This is a genomic window from Bacillus sp. L75 (assembly GCF_003676355.1).
Lineage (GTDB): Bacteria > Bacillota > Bacilli > Bacillales > Bacillaceae > Bacillus > Bacillus velezensis.
In genome coordinates, this window is record NZ_ML064926.1 from 1 (window position 1) to 16,610 (window position 16,610).

Annotated in this window: 17 protein-coding genes, 1 other RNA gene and 1 other annotated feature; of the genes, 6 read left to right on the forward strand and 12 right to left on the reverse strand. The window is 45.2% G+C overall.

Features of this window, described 5'->3' with window-relative positions; genetic code table 11:
* Nucleotides 1-178: 178 nt before the first annotated feature.
* The 7 genes from D5S11_RS19310 to tadA form a co-directional block, all read right to left on the reverse strand.
* Nucleotides 179-442 carry a pro-sigmaK processing inhibitor BofA family protein gene (locus D5S11_RS19310; protein WP_003150686.1) on the reverse strand — a complete coding sequence of 88 codons (264 nt, stop codon included), beginning with the start codon at nt 440-442 and terminating at the stop codon, nt 179-181.
* 60 nt (nt 443-502) lie between these two features.
* On the reverse strand, nt 503-727 hold the full coding sequence (locus D5S11_RS19315) for a YaaL family protein (RefSeq protein WP_007408755.1): 225 nt from the start codon (nt 725-727) through the stop codon (nt 503-505).
* An 18-nt stretch (nt 728-745) separates the two neighbouring features.
* Nucleotides 746-1,342, reverse strand: coding sequence for a recombination protein RecR (recR, locus tag D5S11_RS19320; protein WP_003150697.1), 597 nt, complete (start codon nt 1,340-1,342; stop codon nt 746-748).
* Between the two features lie 14 nt (nt 1,343-1,356).
* On the reverse strand, nt 1,357-1,680 hold the full coding sequence (locus D5S11_RS19325; protein ID WP_007408754.1) for a YbaB/EbfC family nucleoid-associated protein: 324 nt from the start codon (nt 1,678-1,680) through the stop codon (nt 1,357-1,359).
* Nucleotides 1,681-1,704: 24 nt separating this feature from the next.
* The gene (dnaX, locus tag D5S11_RS19330; protein WP_007408753.1) at nt 1,705-3,396 is read right to left on the reverse strand and encodes a DNA polymerase III subunit gamma/tau; all 1,692 of its coding nucleotides are present in this window, start codon (nt 3,394-3,396) and stop codon (nt 1,705-1,707) included.
* Between the two features lie 133 nt (nt 3,397-3,529).
* An RNA gene (ffs, locus tag D5S11_RS19335) (signal recognition particle sRNA large type) lies at nt 3,530-3,794 on the reverse strand.
* Between the two features lie 84 nt (nt 3,795-3,878).
* Nucleotides 3,879-4,361 (reverse strand): tRNA adenosine(34) deaminase TadA, encoded by a 483-nt coding sequence (tadA, locus tag D5S11_RS19340; RefSeq protein WP_108725197.1) that lies wholly within the window; start codon nt 4,359-4,361, stop codon nt 3,879-3,881.
* An 82-nt stretch (nt 4,362-4,443) separates the two neighbouring features.
* Here tadA and D5S11_RS19345 point away from each other — a divergent pair, with 82 nt between their 5' ends.
* The 5 genes from D5S11_RS19345 to D5S11_RS19365 all read left to right on the forward strand — a co-directional run bounded on the left by D5S11_RS19345 (nt 4,444) and on the right by D5S11_RS19365 (nt 9,257).
* Nucleotides 4,444-4,995: a cysteine hydrolase family protein gene (locus tag D5S11_RS19345; protein WP_007408750.1), complete on the forward strand. Its 552-nt coding sequence runs from the start codon at nt 4,444-4,446 to the stop codon at nt 4,993-4,995.
* Nucleotides 4,996-5,066: 71 nt separating this feature from the next.
* Nucleotides 5,067-6,350 (forward strand): glycoside hydrolase family 18 protein, encoded by a 1,284-nt coding sequence (locus D5S11_RS19350; RefSeq protein ID WP_032868303.1) that lies wholly within the window; start codon nt 5,067-5,069, stop codon nt 6,348-6,350.
* Between the two features lie 95 nt (nt 6,351-6,445).
* The gene (dgk, locus tag D5S11_RS19355) at nt 6,446-7,069 is read left to right on the forward strand and encodes a deoxyguanosine kinase (protein ID WP_032870958.1); all 624 of its coding nucleotides are present in this window, start codon (nt 6,446-6,448) and stop codon (nt 7,067-7,069) included.
* On the forward strand, nt 7,066-7,719 hold the full coding sequence (dck, locus tag D5S11_RS19360; RefSeq protein ID WP_007615132.1) for a deoxyadenosine/deoxycytidine kinase: 654 nt from the start codon (nt 7,066-7,068) through the stop codon (nt 7,717-7,719). Before dgk ends, dck begins: the two co-directional genes overlap by 4 nt.
* 392 nt (nt 7,720-8,111) lie before the next feature.
* Nucleotides 8,112-9,257, forward strand: coding sequence for a glycerate kinase (locus tag D5S11_RS19365; RefSeq protein ID WP_061046466.1), 1,146 nt, complete (start codon nt 8,112-8,114; stop codon nt 9,255-9,257).
* Nucleotides 9,258-9,267: 10 nt separating this feature from the next.
* On the opposite strand, the gene serS is transcribed toward D5S11_RS19365, so the two are convergent.
* The 5 genes from serS to guaB all read right to left on the reverse strand — a co-directional run bounded on the left by serS (nt 9,268) and on the right by guaB (nt 15,508).
* Nucleotides 9,268-10,545, reverse strand: coding sequence for a serine--tRNA ligase (gene serS / locus D5S11_RS19370; RefSeq protein WP_007408744.1), 1,278 nt, complete (start codon nt 10,543-10,545; stop codon nt 9,268-9,270).
* A 54-nt stretch (nt 10,546-10,599) separates the two neighbouring features.
* Nucleotides 10,600-10,812 (reverse strand) — a binding site (T-box leader).
* Between the two features lie 52 nt (nt 10,813-10,864).
* Complete coding sequence (gene pdxT / locus D5S11_RS19375) at nt 10,865-11,455, reverse strand: pyridoxal 5'-phosphate synthase glutaminase subunit PdxT (RefSeq protein ID WP_007615126.1); 591 nt, start codon at nt 11,453-11,455, stop codon at nt 10,865-10,867.
* A 21-nt stretch (nt 11,456-11,476) separates the two neighbouring features.
* A complete protein-coding gene (gene pdxS, locus D5S11_RS19380) occupies nt 11,477-12,361 on the reverse strand; it encodes a pyridoxal 5'-phosphate synthase lyase subunit PdxS (RefSeq protein WP_003150714.1) in 885 nt (294 codons plus the stop codon).
* Nucleotides 12,362-12,557: 196 nt separating this feature from the next.
* Entirely contained in the window at nt 12,558-13,889 is a 1,332-nt protein-coding gene (gene dacA / locus D5S11_RS19385; protein WP_020955205.1) for a D-alanyl-D-alanine carboxypeptidase, read from the reverse strand.
* A gap of 152 nt (nt 13,890-14,041) precedes the next feature.
* On the reverse strand, nt 14,042-15,508 hold the full coding sequence (gene guaB / locus D5S11_RS19390; RefSeq protein ID WP_007408741.1) for an IMP dehydrogenase: 1,467 nt from the start codon (nt 15,506-15,508) through the stop codon (nt 14,042-14,044).
* A 120-nt stretch (nt 15,509-15,628) separates the two neighbouring features.
* Between guaB and D5S11_RS19395 the strand changes: the two genes are divergently transcribed.
* Entirely contained in the window at nt 15,629-16,579 is a 951-nt protein-coding gene (locus D5S11_RS19395; protein ID WP_039062454.1) for a YaaC family protein, read from the forward strand.
* The last annotated feature ends 31 nt before the right edge of the window (nt 16,580-16,610 follow it).

The window sequence follows — 16,610 nt, forward strand, 5'->3', positions numbered from 1 at the left end:
TTGTTTAGTTTTCAAAGAACTTTGTCCATCGCTCTTGAAGCGACTTAATTATTGTAACATATCAGTGTCGATGTCGTCAATAACTTTTTATAATTTCTTTTTTAAGAATTCGTTTCGTCATCAGCGACGTATATTAGAATACCACCCTTGATCCAACATGTCAACAATAATCAATAAATTAAATGATGAAGCGTTTAATGACTATCAAAGCTGCGATGCCGGGAATCCCCAGAATCCCGCTGATGCCCGTTGTAATCAGGTTAACAGGGATATGAATACCGAGACTGCCTCCGAACAAGTTCACACCCACCAGCAGAATCGCACCGGCAATAAACTTAATCGCAGTCACACCAATCCATCTTAGCGGTTTTGAAGATACTCCCCATAAAAAAAGCAAAGCAACCAGACCAACAATCAAACCGATAATGAAAAAAGGCTCCATGAATCTTCCCCCTCGCTTGTTTAGTACAAGCTTATGAGAAGATCCCGGAGAATAGACCTCTTACTTCCATCTGCTCATTTTCAAATTCCGCTGCTTCGCTTCTTTCAAATAAAAAAAGTACTTAGATTCAGCGACTTTCAGCTCAAACAATACCTCAGCGGAGGGCTCGAGACTTTTCTCGACCAGACTCTTCTGTCTGTTCCATTCTTCTTTTTGTTTAAAGAGCTGTTCTATCAGCTTCTCATCAAACTCTTTTCTTAATGTATTTCTGCGAAGAAAACCCATGCCTTGCCTTTTCCTCCCTTACAATTCACGTCTTCCTTCAAGAGCTTTTGAAAGAGTGACCTCATCAGCATATTCCAAATCACCGCCGACGGGCAGACCGTGGGCAATACGGGAGAGCTTGATGCCTGAGGGCTTTAACAGCCTTGATATATACATCGCTGTTGCTTCCCCTTCAATATTAGGGTTGGTTGCGAGAATAACTTCTGTCACTTGATCATCCTGAAGACGTTTCAGCAGCTCCGGAATCTTAATATCCTCCGGGCCGATGCCATCCATTGGTGAAATCGCGCCGTGAAGAACATGATACTGGCCGTTATATTCCTTCATTTTCTCCATTGCGATCACATCCTTAGGGTCCTGCACGACACAAATAACAGACTTATCCCTTCTTGTGTCCTCACATATATAACAAGGGTCCTGATCTGTTATATGTCCGCAAATCGAGCAATATGTCAGATTCCGCTTCGCATTGACAAGCGCCTTAGCAAAATCCAATACTGTGTCTTCTTTCATACCTAGAACAAAAAAAGCCAGACGAACCGCTGTTTTCGGTCCGATCCCTGGCAATTTCATAAAGCTGTCAATCAGCTTTGATATTGGTTCAGGATACTGCATGTTTATTTATCCCCCTAGAACAAACCCGGTATGTTCATTCCTTTTGTAAATTGTCCCATTGTTTCATTCGTCATGTCATCCACTTTTTTGAGGGCGTCGTTTGTCGCAGCAAGAACCAGGTCCTGAAGCATTTCGATATCTTCCGGATCAACGACTTCTTCTTTAATGGCAATGTCTACAACTTCTTTTTGGCCGTTGACTTTTACAGTCACCATACCGCCGCCCGCTGTGCCTTCAAGCACTTTTTCAGCAAGCTCCTCCTGAGCCTTCGCCATATCCTTTTGCATTTTTTGCATTTGTTTCATCATTTTTTGCATGTTTCCCATTCCGCCACGCATATTCAATCACTCTCTTTCATCTTATTAGTCTTTTATTTCGATTAAATCCGCTCCGACAAGTTTTTTCGCCTCTGCAATCAGCGGATCTTCTTCAGCCGGTTCGTTTGATCCTTCACTTTCCTGCTGGTGATCATTTAAAAATTCTTCTCTTATTTTACCCCATTGTGCTTCCGGAACGCCAATCAAATCCATTCTTTTCCCGAGCATTGATTCGAGAATCTGTTCAAGATTCGTACGGACTCCGTTATTGTCTTCTGCAACCATTTTACAATGGATTTCGTATTTAAATTTAAGTACAAATGCCTTTTGAGCAGCAGCCACCGGTTCACTGTCATTCAACAGAGCCGCATGAGACACCTTATTCTGCTGTTTCAGGTGTGCCAGCAGCTTGCCCCAGCTGCTTTTAAGCTGTTCAAGTTCAGGTCTTGTGGCTTCCTTCAATATCTCATGAATTCTTCCGACCGGAGCTTTGTAATGGCTTTTTCCGCCTTTTTGAGGACGCGGAGCTTCTTTCGGAGCGCTTTCCATCTGAACCTTCACACCGGAGGTTTTCAGCCTTTCTACTTCCTGCTCAAGCTGCTGAATCTTATTCATCAGCATGCCGACCTCAGGGGTGTCTCCGGCGGATTGCTGTGCCGTCTGGCATATTTTCACGACAGCCACTTCAAAAAAGATTCTTGGGTGGTTCGTCCACTTCATTTCCTGATGGCTTTTATTCAGGATATCAATCATCTCATATAAAGCGGGGGCCGGTATGTCACCGCTCAGATTCCGAAACGTTTCATCGACCTTCACCTTCTCCAGGACTCCTTCTAAACCGGGAGCGGCCTGGTACAAGAGCATATCCCTAAAATAGAAAATCATATCTTCAATCAGTTTGGCCGCATCTTTCCCTTGCTGGAGCAATTCATTCAGTGTTTCCAATGCCTCGGAAACCTGTTTGCGGTGAAGAGCAGATGCCAGTTTTCCAATATAGTGCTGAGAAACGGCTCCGGTAATGAGCAATGCATCATCCACCGACAGCTCCTCGCCGCTGAATGATACGGCTTGATCGAGCAGGCTCAGCGCGTCCCTCATTCCTCCGTCCGCAGCACTCGCTATGATATCAAGGGCTCCTTCTTCCACCTTCAGCTGCTCTGCATCGACGATTGTCTTCATTCGTCCGACAATTGCTTTGGATGTAATCCTTTTGAAGTCAAAACGCTGACATCTGGAGATAATGGTTAAAGGAATCTTATGAGGCTCAGTCGTAGCTAATATGAAAATGCAATGTGCCGGCGGTTCTTCCAGCGTTTTCAGAAGCGCATTGAATGCGCCGATAGAGAGCATATGCACCTCATCTATAATATATACTTTGTAGGTGACGGCCGACGGGGCGAATTTTACTTTGTCACGGATGTCGCGGATTTCGTCTACGCCGTTATTCGACGCCGCATCTATTTCAATCACATCTGATATAGAGCCGTTTGTGATCCCCTTGCACGCCGCACATTCATTGCACGGTTCTTCTACGGGGGCGTGCTCACAGTTGACTGCTTTCGCAAATATTTTAGCTGCACTGGTTTTTCCCGTTCCCCGCGGTCCAGAAAACAGATATGCATGAGAAAATTTCTTTTGCAAAAGGGCATTTTGCAGCGTTTTCGTAATGTGTTCCTGTCCGACCACATCTTCAAACTGCTGAGGCCTAAATACTCGATATAAAGCTTGGTAACCCACAGGATGCGCCCTCCTCTGTTATTCATCATGTTTATTATACATGAACGTGCTTTTAACGCCAAAACCCGTTTTTCATATACGAAAAAACTCACCTGCCATAAACAGGTGAGTCTGAAATTTGATGATTGATTTACCGTGCACCTTCTGTCGATTCGCTACCCTAAGCGTTACTTAAGCAGTTAGCTCAGCCCAGGCAACCCTGCGGCACATGAGAGGTTTCACTTAATGCTGCTTCCTTCCGGACCTGACATGGTTCATGAATTCCCATTGCGCAGGACCCAGACGTCAACGCCACTTACTTAAGGCAGACCTTACAGTAAACGAACCTCGAGAAGGGATTCGGCCCCGCTAGAGCGGATTGCGGGTACAGGGCACCGCTACCTCCCCGCTTAGCACGGCAAAATAAATATCAAATTTTTATATGCGCACCATTCATGATGCACACATAAGTATATCTGCTTCAGGCAGAAAATGCAACCGTACTACTCAGACAACTTTTTCCTCATGTCTTTCTTTTGCCGGCGCAGCTTTCTGAAAAAAGCGCTGAGCATTTCTCCGCACTCTTCTCCGAGCACGCCGCTCACCACTTCCGCTTGGTGGTTGAACCGCTCTTCCTGCAAGAGGTTCATCAGCGTTCCTGCACAGCCCCCCTTGGGATCAAATGCGCCGAATACGACCTTATCGACTCTCGAAAGCACGACGGCTCCCGCGCACATCGGACACGGCTCCAAAGTGACATAAAGAACGGCATCCTCAAGTCTCCATGTCCCCAGCCTACGGCACGCTTCGTCTATCGCCAGCATTTCGGCGTGGGCAAGCGACCTCTGTTCAGTCTCCCGCAGATTATGCGCCCGCGCCACGATCTCATCGTGCAGAACAAGAACTGCTCCGATCGGCACTTCACCTTTCGCTTCGGCTTTCTTCGCTTCTTTTATGGCTTCTCTCATATAATATTCATCATTCATAGGTTCGAGCTCTCTTCTTAAGTTTTTTCATGTCTCATAAAGGTTAAAATAGGAATACCCCAGCAGAAAGGAGTTGCCGGTATTGTCTGAACCTAACAACACAGCCCTTCTGATTGTCGATATGATCAACAATTTTCAATTTGATATGGGCGAACGTCTTGCTGAAAAAACCAAACAAATTGTCCCCCGTATTTTATCATTAAAGAAGCATGCAAAACAAAGCAACTGGCCGATTATTTATATTAATGATCATTACGGGCTCTGGAAGGCTGATATTGATGCCATCAGGGAGGAATGCAGCAACGACAGAAGCGCCCCCATTATAAAAGAAATTTCGCCTCAGCCGGATGATTATTTTCTCATTAAACCGAAGCATTCCGCTTTTTACGAAACAGCGCTTCACACCCTTCTGACCGAATTACAAGTGAACCGATTAGTCATCACGGGGATTGCCGGGAACATTTGTGTGCTGTTCACGGCCAACGACGCCTATATGAGAGAATACAGCATTGCCATTCCGAAAGACTGCACCGCTTCCAATAACGACGAAGACAATGATTTCGCTTTGACCATGATGGAGAATGTTCTCTTCGCAGAAATAACCACGGAAAAACAAATTACCGCCGAAAAATAAACATGATCAGCCTCCTTTTTTCATATATTTGATAGCGGATATGAAAGGAGGCGTTTTTCATTCAGATCTATATAGTGAAACGGGGCGACACGCTTTCCGCTATTGCGGCGCGCTACCGGACTGCCGCAAATGTCATTGCGGAAGCAAATAAACTGCCTAATCCAAATACATTGGTTGTCGGACAAACCCTTGTCATCCCGATTGAGGGTCAATATTACGAAGTGAAACAAGGTGATACTCTCGCGGCAATCGCCGGCCGTTTTCATATATCGGCCGCGGAGCTTGCGAGGGTTAACGGAATTCAGCCCGGCACCACATTGAGAGTCGGAACCAGCCTTTACATTCCGCAGCAGGCGAATAAGCCCGATATCGAATCAAACGCATATATAGAACCGCGGGGAACGAGCGTAAGCGCTAATCTGCAGCAGGCGGCAAGGGAGGCCTCTCCTTATTTAACATACCTTGGCGCATTCAGTTTTCAAGTGCAGCGGAACGGGACTTTAAAGGAACCGCCTCTGACCAATTTAAAAAGTATCAGTGACAGGCACAACACCACACTGATGATGATCATCACCAACCTTGAAAATGACGCATTCAGCGATGAACTCGGGCGGCTCATCTTGAATGACAATACAGTGAAAACAAAACTCTTTCAGGAAATCGTCTCCACGGCTAAAAAGTACGGCTTTCGCGATATTCACTTTGATTTCGAATATTTACGTCCACAGGACAGAGAAGCCTACAATCGTTTTTTACGTGAAGCGAGGACGATTTTTCATCGGGAAGGCTGGAAGATTTCAACGGCGCTTGCTCCGAAAACGAGCGCGACTCAGGCCGGCAAATGGTACGAAGCACATGACTATAGGGCACATGGAGAAATCGTCGATTTTGTCGTAATCATGACATATGAGTGGGGGTACAGCGGAGGCCCGGCTCAGGCCGTATCACCTATCGGCCCTGTAAGAAATGTCATTGAGTACGCGCTGACGGAAATGCCTTCTTCAAAAATCGTTATGGGCCAGAACATGTACGGCTACGATTGGACACTGCCTTTTAAACAGGGAACGACAGCCAAAGCCGTCAGTCCTCAGCAGGCAATCGCTCTGGCAGCACGCCATAAAGTCGACATTCAATATGACGAAACCGCCCAGGCTCCATTCTTCCGATACACGGATGAAAATCAGAGACGGCATGAAGTATGGTTTGAAGACGCACGATCCATTCAAGCGAAATTCAATTTAATTAAAGAACTTCATTTAAGAGGAATCAGCTATTGGAAACTCGGCCTTTCTTTCCCGCAAAACTGGCTTTTGCTCAACGATCAATTTCATATTGTAAAAGAGACGTTTCGTTAATTGGAAGCGTCTTTTTTCATGGGCTTTTCTGAGAGTGTGATACAATATAAAGGCCGGCAGCTGACGGATGTTTGCAGAATTAAGGAGGATTTTCAATGAACAGAGCCCCTTTTATCGCGGTAGAAGGTCCTATCGGGGCAGGAAAAACGACACTCGCTACGATGCTTTCTGAAGAGCTCGGTTTTCCTATGATTAATGAGATTGTGGAAGACAACCCTTATCTCGATAAGTTTTATGACAATATCGAGGAGTGGAGTTTCCAGCTTGAAATGTTTTTTCTATGTCACAGGTATAAACAGCTTGAAGACACCGATCGAGATTATTTAAAACAAGGACAGCCCGTTTTGTCCGATTATCATATTTATAAAAATGTTATTTTCGCAGAGCGTACATTGCACGGCCAAAAGCTTGAGAAGTATAAGCAGATTTATCATCTGCTCACTCACGACCTGCCGAAACCGAATGTTATTGTATACATAAAGGCAAGCCTGCCGACATTGCTTCAACGCATTGAAAAACGCGGACGCCCGTTTGAGAAAAATATCGAACATCAATATCTGGAACGTCTCATTACAGATTACGACACAGCCATCAGACAGCTTCAGGAAGAAGACCCGGATATATCTGTACTGACCATTGACGGTGATACTGAAGACTTTGTTTTGAATAAGACAGACTATGAAAGAATTGCCCGTCAGGTAAAGGAGCTTATTAAATGAAAGACATTCATATTCCAAACAACGCCATTATCACAGTAGCGGGAACGGTAGGAGTCGGAAAATCGACTTTGACCAAAGCTTTAGCAAAACGGCTCGGGTTTCATACCTCACTCGAGGAAGTGGATGAAAACCCTTATTTAGAGAAGTTTTATCACGATTTTGAACGTTGGAGCTTCCATTTACAAATTTATTTTCTGGCTGAGCGGTTCAAAGAGCAGAAAAACATGTTTGAATCAGGCGGCGGATTCGTGCAGGACCGTTCGATTTATGAAGATACAGGCATATTCGCAAAAATGCATGCCGATAAAGGAACCATGTCGCTGACAGATTACACAACATACACTAGCCTATTTGAGGCGATGGTCATGACGCCGTACTTCCCGCATCCTGATGTTTTGATCTATTTAGAAGGCGACCTTGAAAACATTATAAACCGGATTGAAAAGCGGGGCCGCGAGATGGAGCTGCAGACAAACCGCTCTTATTGGGAAGAGATGTATACACGGTACGAAGACTGGATCAGCGGTTTTAACGCCTGCCCTGTGCTGAAAGTACGCATTGAAGATTATGACCTTGAAGCTGATGAACAGTCACTGGAACCTTTGATCGAAAAAATCAGTCACGTGATCAACGAAAACAGAAATAAATAAAAATAGCAAAGCGATTTTCCCCGAACAGAGAAAATCGCTTTTTTTGCATATAAAAAATCCGCTGCATCACATGCAGCGGACAAAACAATCTCCAATATATGCTCGAGTTTCATTAGGTTTAAAATCAATATGGCGGAGGAAGAGGGATTCGAACCCCCGCGGGCTTTGACACCCCTGTCNCGACATTTAATAATATACCACATGACCTAAATTTCAGTCAAGCGCTTTTTCATATTTTTTATTTCATTTCTTAAACGGCTTGTCCGTCAGCTTTACTATCATACAAAAGTCTTGCGTCCAATTCAACCTCAGTATGCCATACGGGCAGGAAAACACAGTAAAAATCAAGAATAGATTCAAACAGATACCTGCTCATAAAGGTGGAGAACATAATGAAAATCATCATTGCACCGGATTCTTTCAAAGAAAGCATGACATCAAAAGAAGCCGCTGACAGCATAGAAAAAGGATTCAAAGCGGTCTTCCCTGACGCGGAATATTTCAAGATACCTGCGGCCGACGGCGGAGAAGGAACCGTTCAGGCTTTGACGGATGCCACTGGCGGAAGCATCATCAAAAAAACTGTGACCGGTCCGCTGGGAACGCCGGTAAACGCCGCATATGGACTTCTGGGAGACGGACGCACAGCAGTCATTGAAATGGCGGAAGCATCGGGACTTCATCTCGTTCCCCGCCATCTCAGAGATCCGTTGAACACAACGACAAGAGGAACGGGTGAACTGATAGCAGATGCAGCTTCCCGCGGGGCGGGTGAGATCATCATCGGGCTTGGCGGGAGCGCAACCAATGACGGCGGAACAGGAATGGCGAGCGCGCTCGGTGTGCGTTTCTTAAATGAGGAAGGTCAGGAGATACCTGACGGCGGAGGCGCTCTGCACACCCTGGCTTCTATTGATATAAGCGGTCTCTCTCCTGATCTGAAACATATCCGTATCCGTGCCGCATGTGATGTCGAAAATCCTCTGACCGGTAAAAACGGCGCGTCATATGTCTTCGGCCCGCAAAAAGGGGCATCCGAGAAGACTAAAGTTGTATTGGATCGCAACTTACGCCATTTCGCTGACGTATTGAGACGTCAGCACAATATCGAAGCGGATACCGTAAAAGGCGCGGGCGCCGCAGGGGGACTCGGCGCCGGACTGATCGCTTTCTTACAGGCAGAACTTCAAAGCGGGATTGACGTTGTATTAGATACACTGTCCTTCTCAGATCAGATAAGAGGCGCTGACCTTGTCATTACCGGAGAGGGGCAGATAGACGGACAAACGCTATTCGGCAAAACCCCCGCCGGGATCGCCGCACGCGCATCTGCTCAAGAAATTCCCGTTATCGCATTGGCGGGCTCCTTAGGCAAAAATTTCGAGCATGTTTACAGCGCAGGAATAACGGCTGTGTTTTCTATCGTGCCCGGCGCTGTAAGTCTTGAAGACGCCTTAGCATCCGGCCGTTTTAACCTTGAAAGCACTGCCCGGAATGCCGCCGCTCTATACCGGGCAGCAAAAAAGGCGCGCCTCTAGGGCGCACCTTTTACGGTTTGATGACTTCTTTATTTCCCATATAAGGACGAAGCACTTTCGGAATGATGACACTTCCGTCTTCCTGCTGATAGTTTTCTAAGATGGCAGCTACTGTTCTGCCGACTGCAAGACCTGAACCGTTTAATGTATGCACATGCTCCGGCTTGCCTTTCGCTTCGCGTCTGAATCGAATGTTTGCGCGTCTCGCCTGGAAGGCCTCAAAGTTACTGCAAGAAGAAATTTCACGGTATGTGTCTTGGCTTGGAATCCATACCTCAATATCGTACTTTTTCGCGGCTGTAAAGCCGAGATCACCGGTACACATGCTCATGACACGATACGGCAGTTCGAGCAGCTGAAGCACCCGCTCAGCTTGATTCGTCAGTTTTTCAAGCTCCTCATAAGAATCTTCCGGCTTCACGAATTTCACAAGCTCAACCTTGTTGAACTGATGCTGGCGGATCAAACCGCGTGTATCACGGCCGGCAGATCCCGCTTCTGAACGGAAGCAAGCGCTGAATGCGGCATAATTGATCGGCAGGTTCTCACCGGATAAGATTTCATCGCGGTGCATATTTGTAATCGGCACTTCCGCCGTCGGAATTAAGAAATAATCTTCTTCTCTGATTTTAAAAGCATCCTCTTCAAATTTAGGAAGCTGTCCCGTACCTGTCATGCTCGTACGGTTTACCATATAAGGAGGAATGACTTCCGTGTAATCATATTCATCAACGTGAAGATCCAGCATAAAGTTGTAGAGCGCGCGTTCGAGGCGGGCGCCTAATCCTTTATAAAACACAAACCGGCTGCCTGTTACTTTTGAAGCGCGTTCGAAATCAAGAATGTTTAAATGGTCTGCGATATCCCAATGCGGTTTCGGCTCATATGAAAATGCCGGCGCCTCTCCCCACTTGCGAATTTCAATGTTATCATCTTCCGTTTCCCCGACGGGCACTGAGTCGTGCGGGATGTTCGGAATAGACAGAAGGATGGTTTCGAGCGTCGTTTCGACAGTACGAAGCTCTTCATCAAGCTTCTTAATTTCTTCGCCCACTTCGCGCATCTCTTTAATAATATGATCAGCGTCTTTTTTCTCCCGTTTCAAAACGGCGACCTGCTGAGATACTTCATTGCGTTTTCCCTTCAGTTCTTCTACTTTACCGATAAGCTCTCTTCTCTTTTCGTCCAGCTCTTCAAACTTGTCAAAGTCAGATAAGTCTTCGCCTTTTGGAATGAGCTTCGCTTTTACCTCTTGAAAATTGGCTCTCAGCACCTTCGTATCAATCATGCCTAACAACTCCTATCTGTTTTTATCGAAAATAAAAAAGAGCCCTCATCCCCTAAAAGGGACGAGAGCTCTCGCGTTGCCACCCTGATTGAAAACAAGCTCACACTTGCTTCCCGCTTTAACACATAACGGTTTTCCCGTAAATGCCTACTAGTTTTCAGCATTTCGCTCAAGGACGGATTCGGACAGCATCTTTCACCGATTCGCACCACCCATCGGCTCTCTTTGAAAGAGAGGCTCCCTACTGCTTCCTGTCAACGCTTTTCGATCTTTATTTGTGTTTATAATGTACTATAAGTATCAGCGGTTTTCAACTGTTTTATACAGCTGTTTCCTGCTTATGCTTTTCCGCCATCTTCACAAACAGCTCTGTCACCCGGTGATCATCCGTCAGTTCAGGATGGAACGAGCAGCCGAGGAAATTCCCCTGCTTTGCAGCCACGATGCGTCCGTTATGCTCACAAAGCACTTCAACATCTTCTCCGGCTTCTAAAATATGCGGTGCGCGAATAAATACACCCGTAAACGGCTCATCAAGGCCTTTAATCGTCAGATCAGCTTCAAAGCTGTCAACCTGACGGCCAAAGGAATTACGCTCGACGACAACGTTCAACAGCCCTAGATGAGCGTTATCCGTTCCCGCTATCTCTTTGGCTAAAATAATCAGACCGGCGCATGTGCCGAACATCGGCTTGCCTTGGGCGGCAAACTCGCGAAGCGGCTCCATAAAATGATATGTATCCATTAAACGCCGCATCGTCGTGCTTTCCCCGCCCGGCAGGATTAAACCGTCGATGTCATTCAGCTGTTCAGGACGCTTAATGACGACACCTTTTGAACCACATGCTTCAATTGAACGAATATGTTCTCTTACTGCTCCTTGAAGTCCAAGTACACCAATTGTTAACATGCTTCCAGCTCTCCTATGGTTTTACCAGCCGCGTTCTTGCATACGCTGTTCCGGCAATAGATTTGAGATTTCGATGCCTTTCATTGCTGTGCCTAATTCTTTAGAAAGCTCAGCGATCAGTTTGTAGTCTGTGTAATGAGTCGTTGCTTCAACAATTGCTTTGGCGAATTTAGCAGGGTTGTCTGATTTGAAAATACCTGAACCGACAAATACGCCGTCAGCGCCAAGCTGCATCATCAATGCCGCGTCAGCAGGCGTCGCTACTCCGCCGGCAGCAAAGTTCACTACAGGCAGTTTGCCGTCACGTTTGATTTGAAGAAGCAGTTCATAAGGAGCGCCGAGGTTTTTAGCTTCAGTCATCAGCTCGTCATCGCTCATCGCAACAACTTTGCGCACTTGCGCGTTTACTTTTCTCATATGGCGGACAGCTTCCACAATGTTTCCTGTTCCCGGTTCGCCTTTTGTACGAAGCATGGAAGCTCCTTCGGCGATACGGCGCGTTGCTTCGCCGAGATCACGGCAGCCGCATACGAACGGGACTGTATATTCGTTTTTATTTAAATGAAATTCTTCGTCAGCCGGAGTCAGAACTTCACTTTCATCGATGTAATCTACTCCCATTGCTTCAAGGACACGCGCTTCAACGATATGTCCGATACGCGCTTTTGCCATTACGGGAATGGATACAGCATTCATTACTTCTTCAACGATTGTCGGATCAGCCATGCGGGCAACACCGCCGGCAGCGCGAATATCAGCCGGAACGCGTTCTAACGCCATTACGGCAACAGCTCCCGCCTCTTCCGCAATCTTCGCTTGTTCAGCATTTACAACGTCCATGATGACGCCGCCTTTTTGCATTTCCGCCATGCCGCGTTTTACACGATCAGTACCTGTTTGAGCCATTATTTGGTCCCCCTAGTCAATGTATAGTTAGATAATTTCTATCTCTTATTGTATCCCAGAAATACAATATTTCATATGGGTATTCTTATTTTATAGCGAGATGAATAAGATAGATATCATTTTTTTACTAATAATTTGGTTTTTTCAGTATATTAAGCAAAAGAGCCCTAACTTTCATCAGAGCTCTTTCTTATTTCTAAAACCAGCCTGTTACCGTGTCAACGGCGCTGTTCCAGATACCGGAGAAGAATCCGCCGATGCCGCGCATCATCTGAACAAACCAGTTTGCTTTATCTACATCATTTTTCGTAACAAGATTCACGCTGAACTCTTTGGTTTTGAGGAAGCCATAGTCTTTGTCACTGCCTTTGTATGTAACTGTCAGCGTTCCGACTTTCGTTCCCTTTTTCACAGGAGCCGTGATTTCTTTTTTATCTAAAGTCACTTCGGCTTTATAGTTCTTTTCATCCCCGCTTTTCACAGGAATAGAAAGCGCCTTGTCAGTAACAATATCGACTTGCTTGTCTTTCCCTTTTTCAACGTCAATCGTTTTGTGCCCTTTTACTTGAGAGCCTTCAGGGTAAAGATCTTTCATTGAGAAATTGCTGTTAAATGCGTAATCGAGCATTTTTTTCGTTTCATCAAAACGTCCGGTATGCAGGTTGCCTTTTGCGTCTAATACAACGGTGATGACCCGCATTCCGTTCCGCTGTGCTGTGCTTGTAAAACAAGATCCCGCAGAATCAGTAGAACCCGTTTTTAAGCCGTCAACGCCAGGGTATTCAGAAACAAGACCTTTTAACATGAAGTTCCAGTTCGGCATGTCCATTTCATCATCAGTGCCGGCTCTGAATTTCGTCTTAGCGATGCTTGTTGTTTTGAGAACTTCCGGATAATCAGTGATCAGGCGGTCTGCAAGAAGCGCCATGTCTTTAGCAGAAACTTCACTTTCTTCTTTAACGCCTTCTCCTTGCGGCTGCTTGCCGTGAAGGTCTTCATTCACAAGCCCTGTGGCATTTTTAAAGTCATAGTTTGTCATGCCTAATTCTTTGGCTTTCGCATTCATTTCAGCGACAAATTTCGTTTCAGTTCCGGCAAGAATTTCGGCAACTGCAATCGCGGCTCCGTTAGCAGAGTAAATCGCCATAGCCTGATACAGTTCTTTAACCGTGTATTTGCCGTCTTTTCGAAGGGGGACGTTTGATAAACTGTTGTCTTGAGAAATTTCATAGACATAATCATCAGGAGTATACGTTTGATCCCATTTCACTTTTCCTTCTTTAATGGCTTCCAGAAGCAGATATTCAGTCATCATTTTTGTCATGCTGGCAATCGGCAGTCTTTTGTCTGCATTTTTACTGTATAAAATTTTTCCCGATGAAGCCTCAATCATTATCGCAGCTGATGCGTTGACATCAATCGGGTCATTGCCGGCTGCCTCCGCTTTAGACATCGGAACAAAGCAAGTTGCGGCCAGTGCCAGTACCACTAATGACACCAACAGCTGTTTCCATTTCGTGATGTTCAATCTTACGACCTCCGTCATTCATTTTAAATCTATAATTAAGCCGTTAAGGACATATTCAAATTCAAAACACAACAGTATAAATTTTATCACACTCGATATAAAAAAAATAGACAGAGTCAGCGACCCTGTCAAATGTTTTTTATTTGTAACAATTATGAGATTGTATAGTTTGGTGATTCTTTCGTAATTTGGACATCATGCGGATGACTTTCGCGAAGTCCGGCACCTGTCATACGGATGAATTGAGCCTCTTCTCTTAAAGCGCGCAAGTCTTTTGAACCGCAATATCCCATACCTGAACGAAGACCGCCGACAAGCTGATACACTGTTTCTTCTACAGGACCTTTGTACGGAGTCCGTCCTTCGATACCTTCAGGGACGAATTTCTTATTTTCTTCTTGGAAATATCGGTCTTTACTGCCTTTTTCCATGGCAGCGACAGAACCCATACCGCGATACACTTTAAATCTTCTGCCTTGATAGATTTCAGTCTCTCCCGGGCTTTCTGAAGTACCGGCAAGCAGGCTTCCGAGCATTACGGCATGTCCGCCTGAAGCCAACGCTTTTGTAATATCTCCGGAGAATTTAATACCGCCGTCTGCGATAATTGTCGCGCCGTGTTTTCTCGCTTCAGTGGCACAATCATAAATGGCAGTGATCTGCGGTACGCCTACACCTGCAACGACGCGTGTCGTACAGATAGAACCAGGTCCGATTCCCACTTTGACAATATTTGCTCCGGCTTCAATCAGAGCTTTTGTCGCTTCAGCCGTTGCAACATTTCCTGCGATAATGTTCAGTTCAGGATATGTTTCACGGATTTTCGCGACTGTGTTCAGTACGCCTCTGGAATGTCCGTGAGCCGTATCAACCACGATAACGTCGACATTCGCTTCAACAAGCTTGCTGACGCGTGTCATTGTATCGCCTGTCACGCCTACCGCAGCGCCGACAATAAGGCGTCCGTGTTCATCTTTAGATGAATTCGGGAATTCGATAACCTTTTCAATATCTTTGATCGTAATAAGACCCTTTAATTTGTTTTGGTCATCCACTAACGGGAGTTTTTCAATTTTATGTTTCTGTAAGATTTTTTCTGCTTCGTCTAATGTGGTTCCCACAGAAGCCGTAACCAGCTCTTCTTTTGTCATGACATCACTGATTTTCATTGAATAATCAGAGATAAAGCGAAGATCACGGTTTGTAATGATACCGACAAGCTTTTGATCGTCTTTATTATCTACGATCGGAACACCGGAAATTCTGTATTTCCCCATCAAATGCTCCGCATCGAATACTTGATGATCAGGTGTTAAAAAGAAGGGATTTGTAATAACGCCCCGTTCAGAACGTTTGACTTTGTCAACATGTTCAGCCTGCTGTTCGATGGACATGTTTTTATGGATAATGCCCAAGCCGCCCTGTCTGGCCATCGCAATCGCCATAGCTGATTCTGTTACTGTATCCATTCCCGCACTGATGACAGGAATATTAAGCTTTAACGTCTTTGTCAGTTCAACAGATAAATCCACATCACGCGGAAGTACGTCTGATTGAGCCGGTACGAGCAGTACATCATCGAACGTTAAGCCTTCTTTTGAAAATTTACTTTCCCACATTAGTAAATCCCCCTCTTTTCGGCAAAATATTATATGTAGATTATCAACTAGAAAACAGCATGTCAAGGAAGCGAAAAAGAGTTGAAATATTTAGATAAAGGAAAGGGTTTAAAAATACATATGAGAGATCATGAGTGGAAAGAGTTATCATTATTTTATTCTGTAGAATCTTCCCAGAAATTTCTAAATAAAGTCTATACAGAAAGCAGCATGGAAGAACCAAAACGATATGCGTTTAAGAACAGTGAGCGCTTCATATTCTTTATCAAACACGCCGAGTCCTTCTATAAGCAGGCATCTCTTTCCCCTTTAGAAATTAAGCCTATTCTGTTGTTTTACGGGATGTCACAATTGCTGAAAGCCTGTCTTCTGACCACAGATCCAAGCTATCCAAGCCACGCCTCAGTACTCGCGCATGGCGTGACTGCCCGGAAACGCAAAAAGCAAAATTACTCCTTTAGGGATGATGAAGTGAAGGTGCAGCGCAATGGTTTATGTATTCATGTAATGAAGCACTTATTCGGGATAGCTGGTCTTGAGGAAGAACGGTACACAATGAAGAAATTGCTGACAGCCATACCTGAATTGCATACTGTCTTTTACTTCCAAGAGAAAAAGAATTGGCTGACCCGTGTAGAGCTGAAAGATGACCTTATTTCAGTGCCTGAGCATGCGGTGATTCATTACAATATGTCTGATTCCCGCTTTGCTGAATATATCAGCCATCATTTGAAGTGGTCTTTTCTGAGGAAAGACCATAACCACTTGGTTTTTGAGGCTGACCCGATAGACAGAGAACCTTGGTCTTCGCCAAATTTATTGTTTCACTTGGAGAAAAATCAATATTACATTCCCTCTCAGCGTGATCACTTCCTGCATCTTCCGGAAATGATTATTCATTATTTGGTCCTCTACAATATCGGGATGATTGCGAGATATGAAACGGAGTGGTGGTATGAACTGCTGACACAGCATGTCAGTGATGATTATGTGATGATCCGCCGGTTCTTAGAGGTCACGGAACGCAAATTTCCGTATTACGTTTCTAATTTCCTGAAGCAGTACTTATAAACAAAAAAGGCAGCTCATGATGAGCTGCCTT

Excerpts from the sequence above, each read along its gene's own strand:
- recR (WP_003150697.1), bottom strand. The coding sequence starts at position 1,342 with ATGCAGTATCCTGAACCAATATCAAAGCTGATTGACAGCTTTATGAAA.
- D5S11_RS19325 (WP_007408754.1), bottom strand. The coding sequence starts at position 1,680 with ATGCGTGGCGGAATGGGAAACATGCAAAAAATGATGAAACAAATGCAA.
- pdxT (WP_007615126.1), bottom strand. The coding sequence starts at position 11,455 with ATGTTAACAATTGGTGTACTTGGACTTCAAGGAGCAGTAAGAGAACAT.
- serS (WP_007408744.1), bottom strand. The coding sequence starts at position 10,545 with ATGATTGATACGAAGGTGCTGAGAGCCAATTTTCAAGAGGTAAAAGCG.
- dgk (WP_032870958.1), top strand. The coding sequence starts at position 6,446 with ATGAACAGAGCCCCTTTTATCGCGGTAGAAGGTCCTATCGGGGCAGGA.
- D5S11_RS19310 (WP_003150686.1), bottom strand. The coding sequence starts at position 442 with ATGGAGCCTTTTTTCATTATCGGTTTGATTGTTGGTCTGGTTGCTTTG.
- D5S11_RS19315 (WP_007408755.1), bottom strand. The coding sequence starts at position 727 with ATGGGTTTTCTTCGCAGAAATACATTAAGAAAAGAGTTTGATGAGAAG.
- tadA (WP_108725197.1), bottom strand. The coding sequence starts at position 4,361 with ATGAATGATGAATATTATATGAGAGAAGCCATAAAAGAAGCGAAGAAA.
- guaB (WP_007408741.1), bottom strand. The coding sequence starts at position 15,508 with ATGTGGGAAAGTAAATTTTCAAAAGAAGGCTTAACGTTCGATGATGTA.
- dck (WP_007615132.1), top strand. The coding sequence starts at position 7,066 with ATGAAAGACATTCATATTCCAAACAACGCCATTATCACAGTAGCGGGA.
- D5S11_RS19365 (WP_061046466.1), top strand. The coding sequence starts at position 8,112 with ATGAAAATCATCATTGCACCGGATTCTTTCAAAGAAAGCATGACATCA.
- pdxS (WP_003150714.1), bottom strand. The coding sequence starts at position 12,361 with ATGGCTCAAACAGGTACTGATCGTGTAAAACGCGGCATGGCGGAAATG.
- D5S11_RS19395 (WP_039062454.1), top strand. The coding sequence starts at position 15,629 with ATGAGAGATCATGAGTGGAAAGAGTTATCATTATTTTATTCTGTAGAA.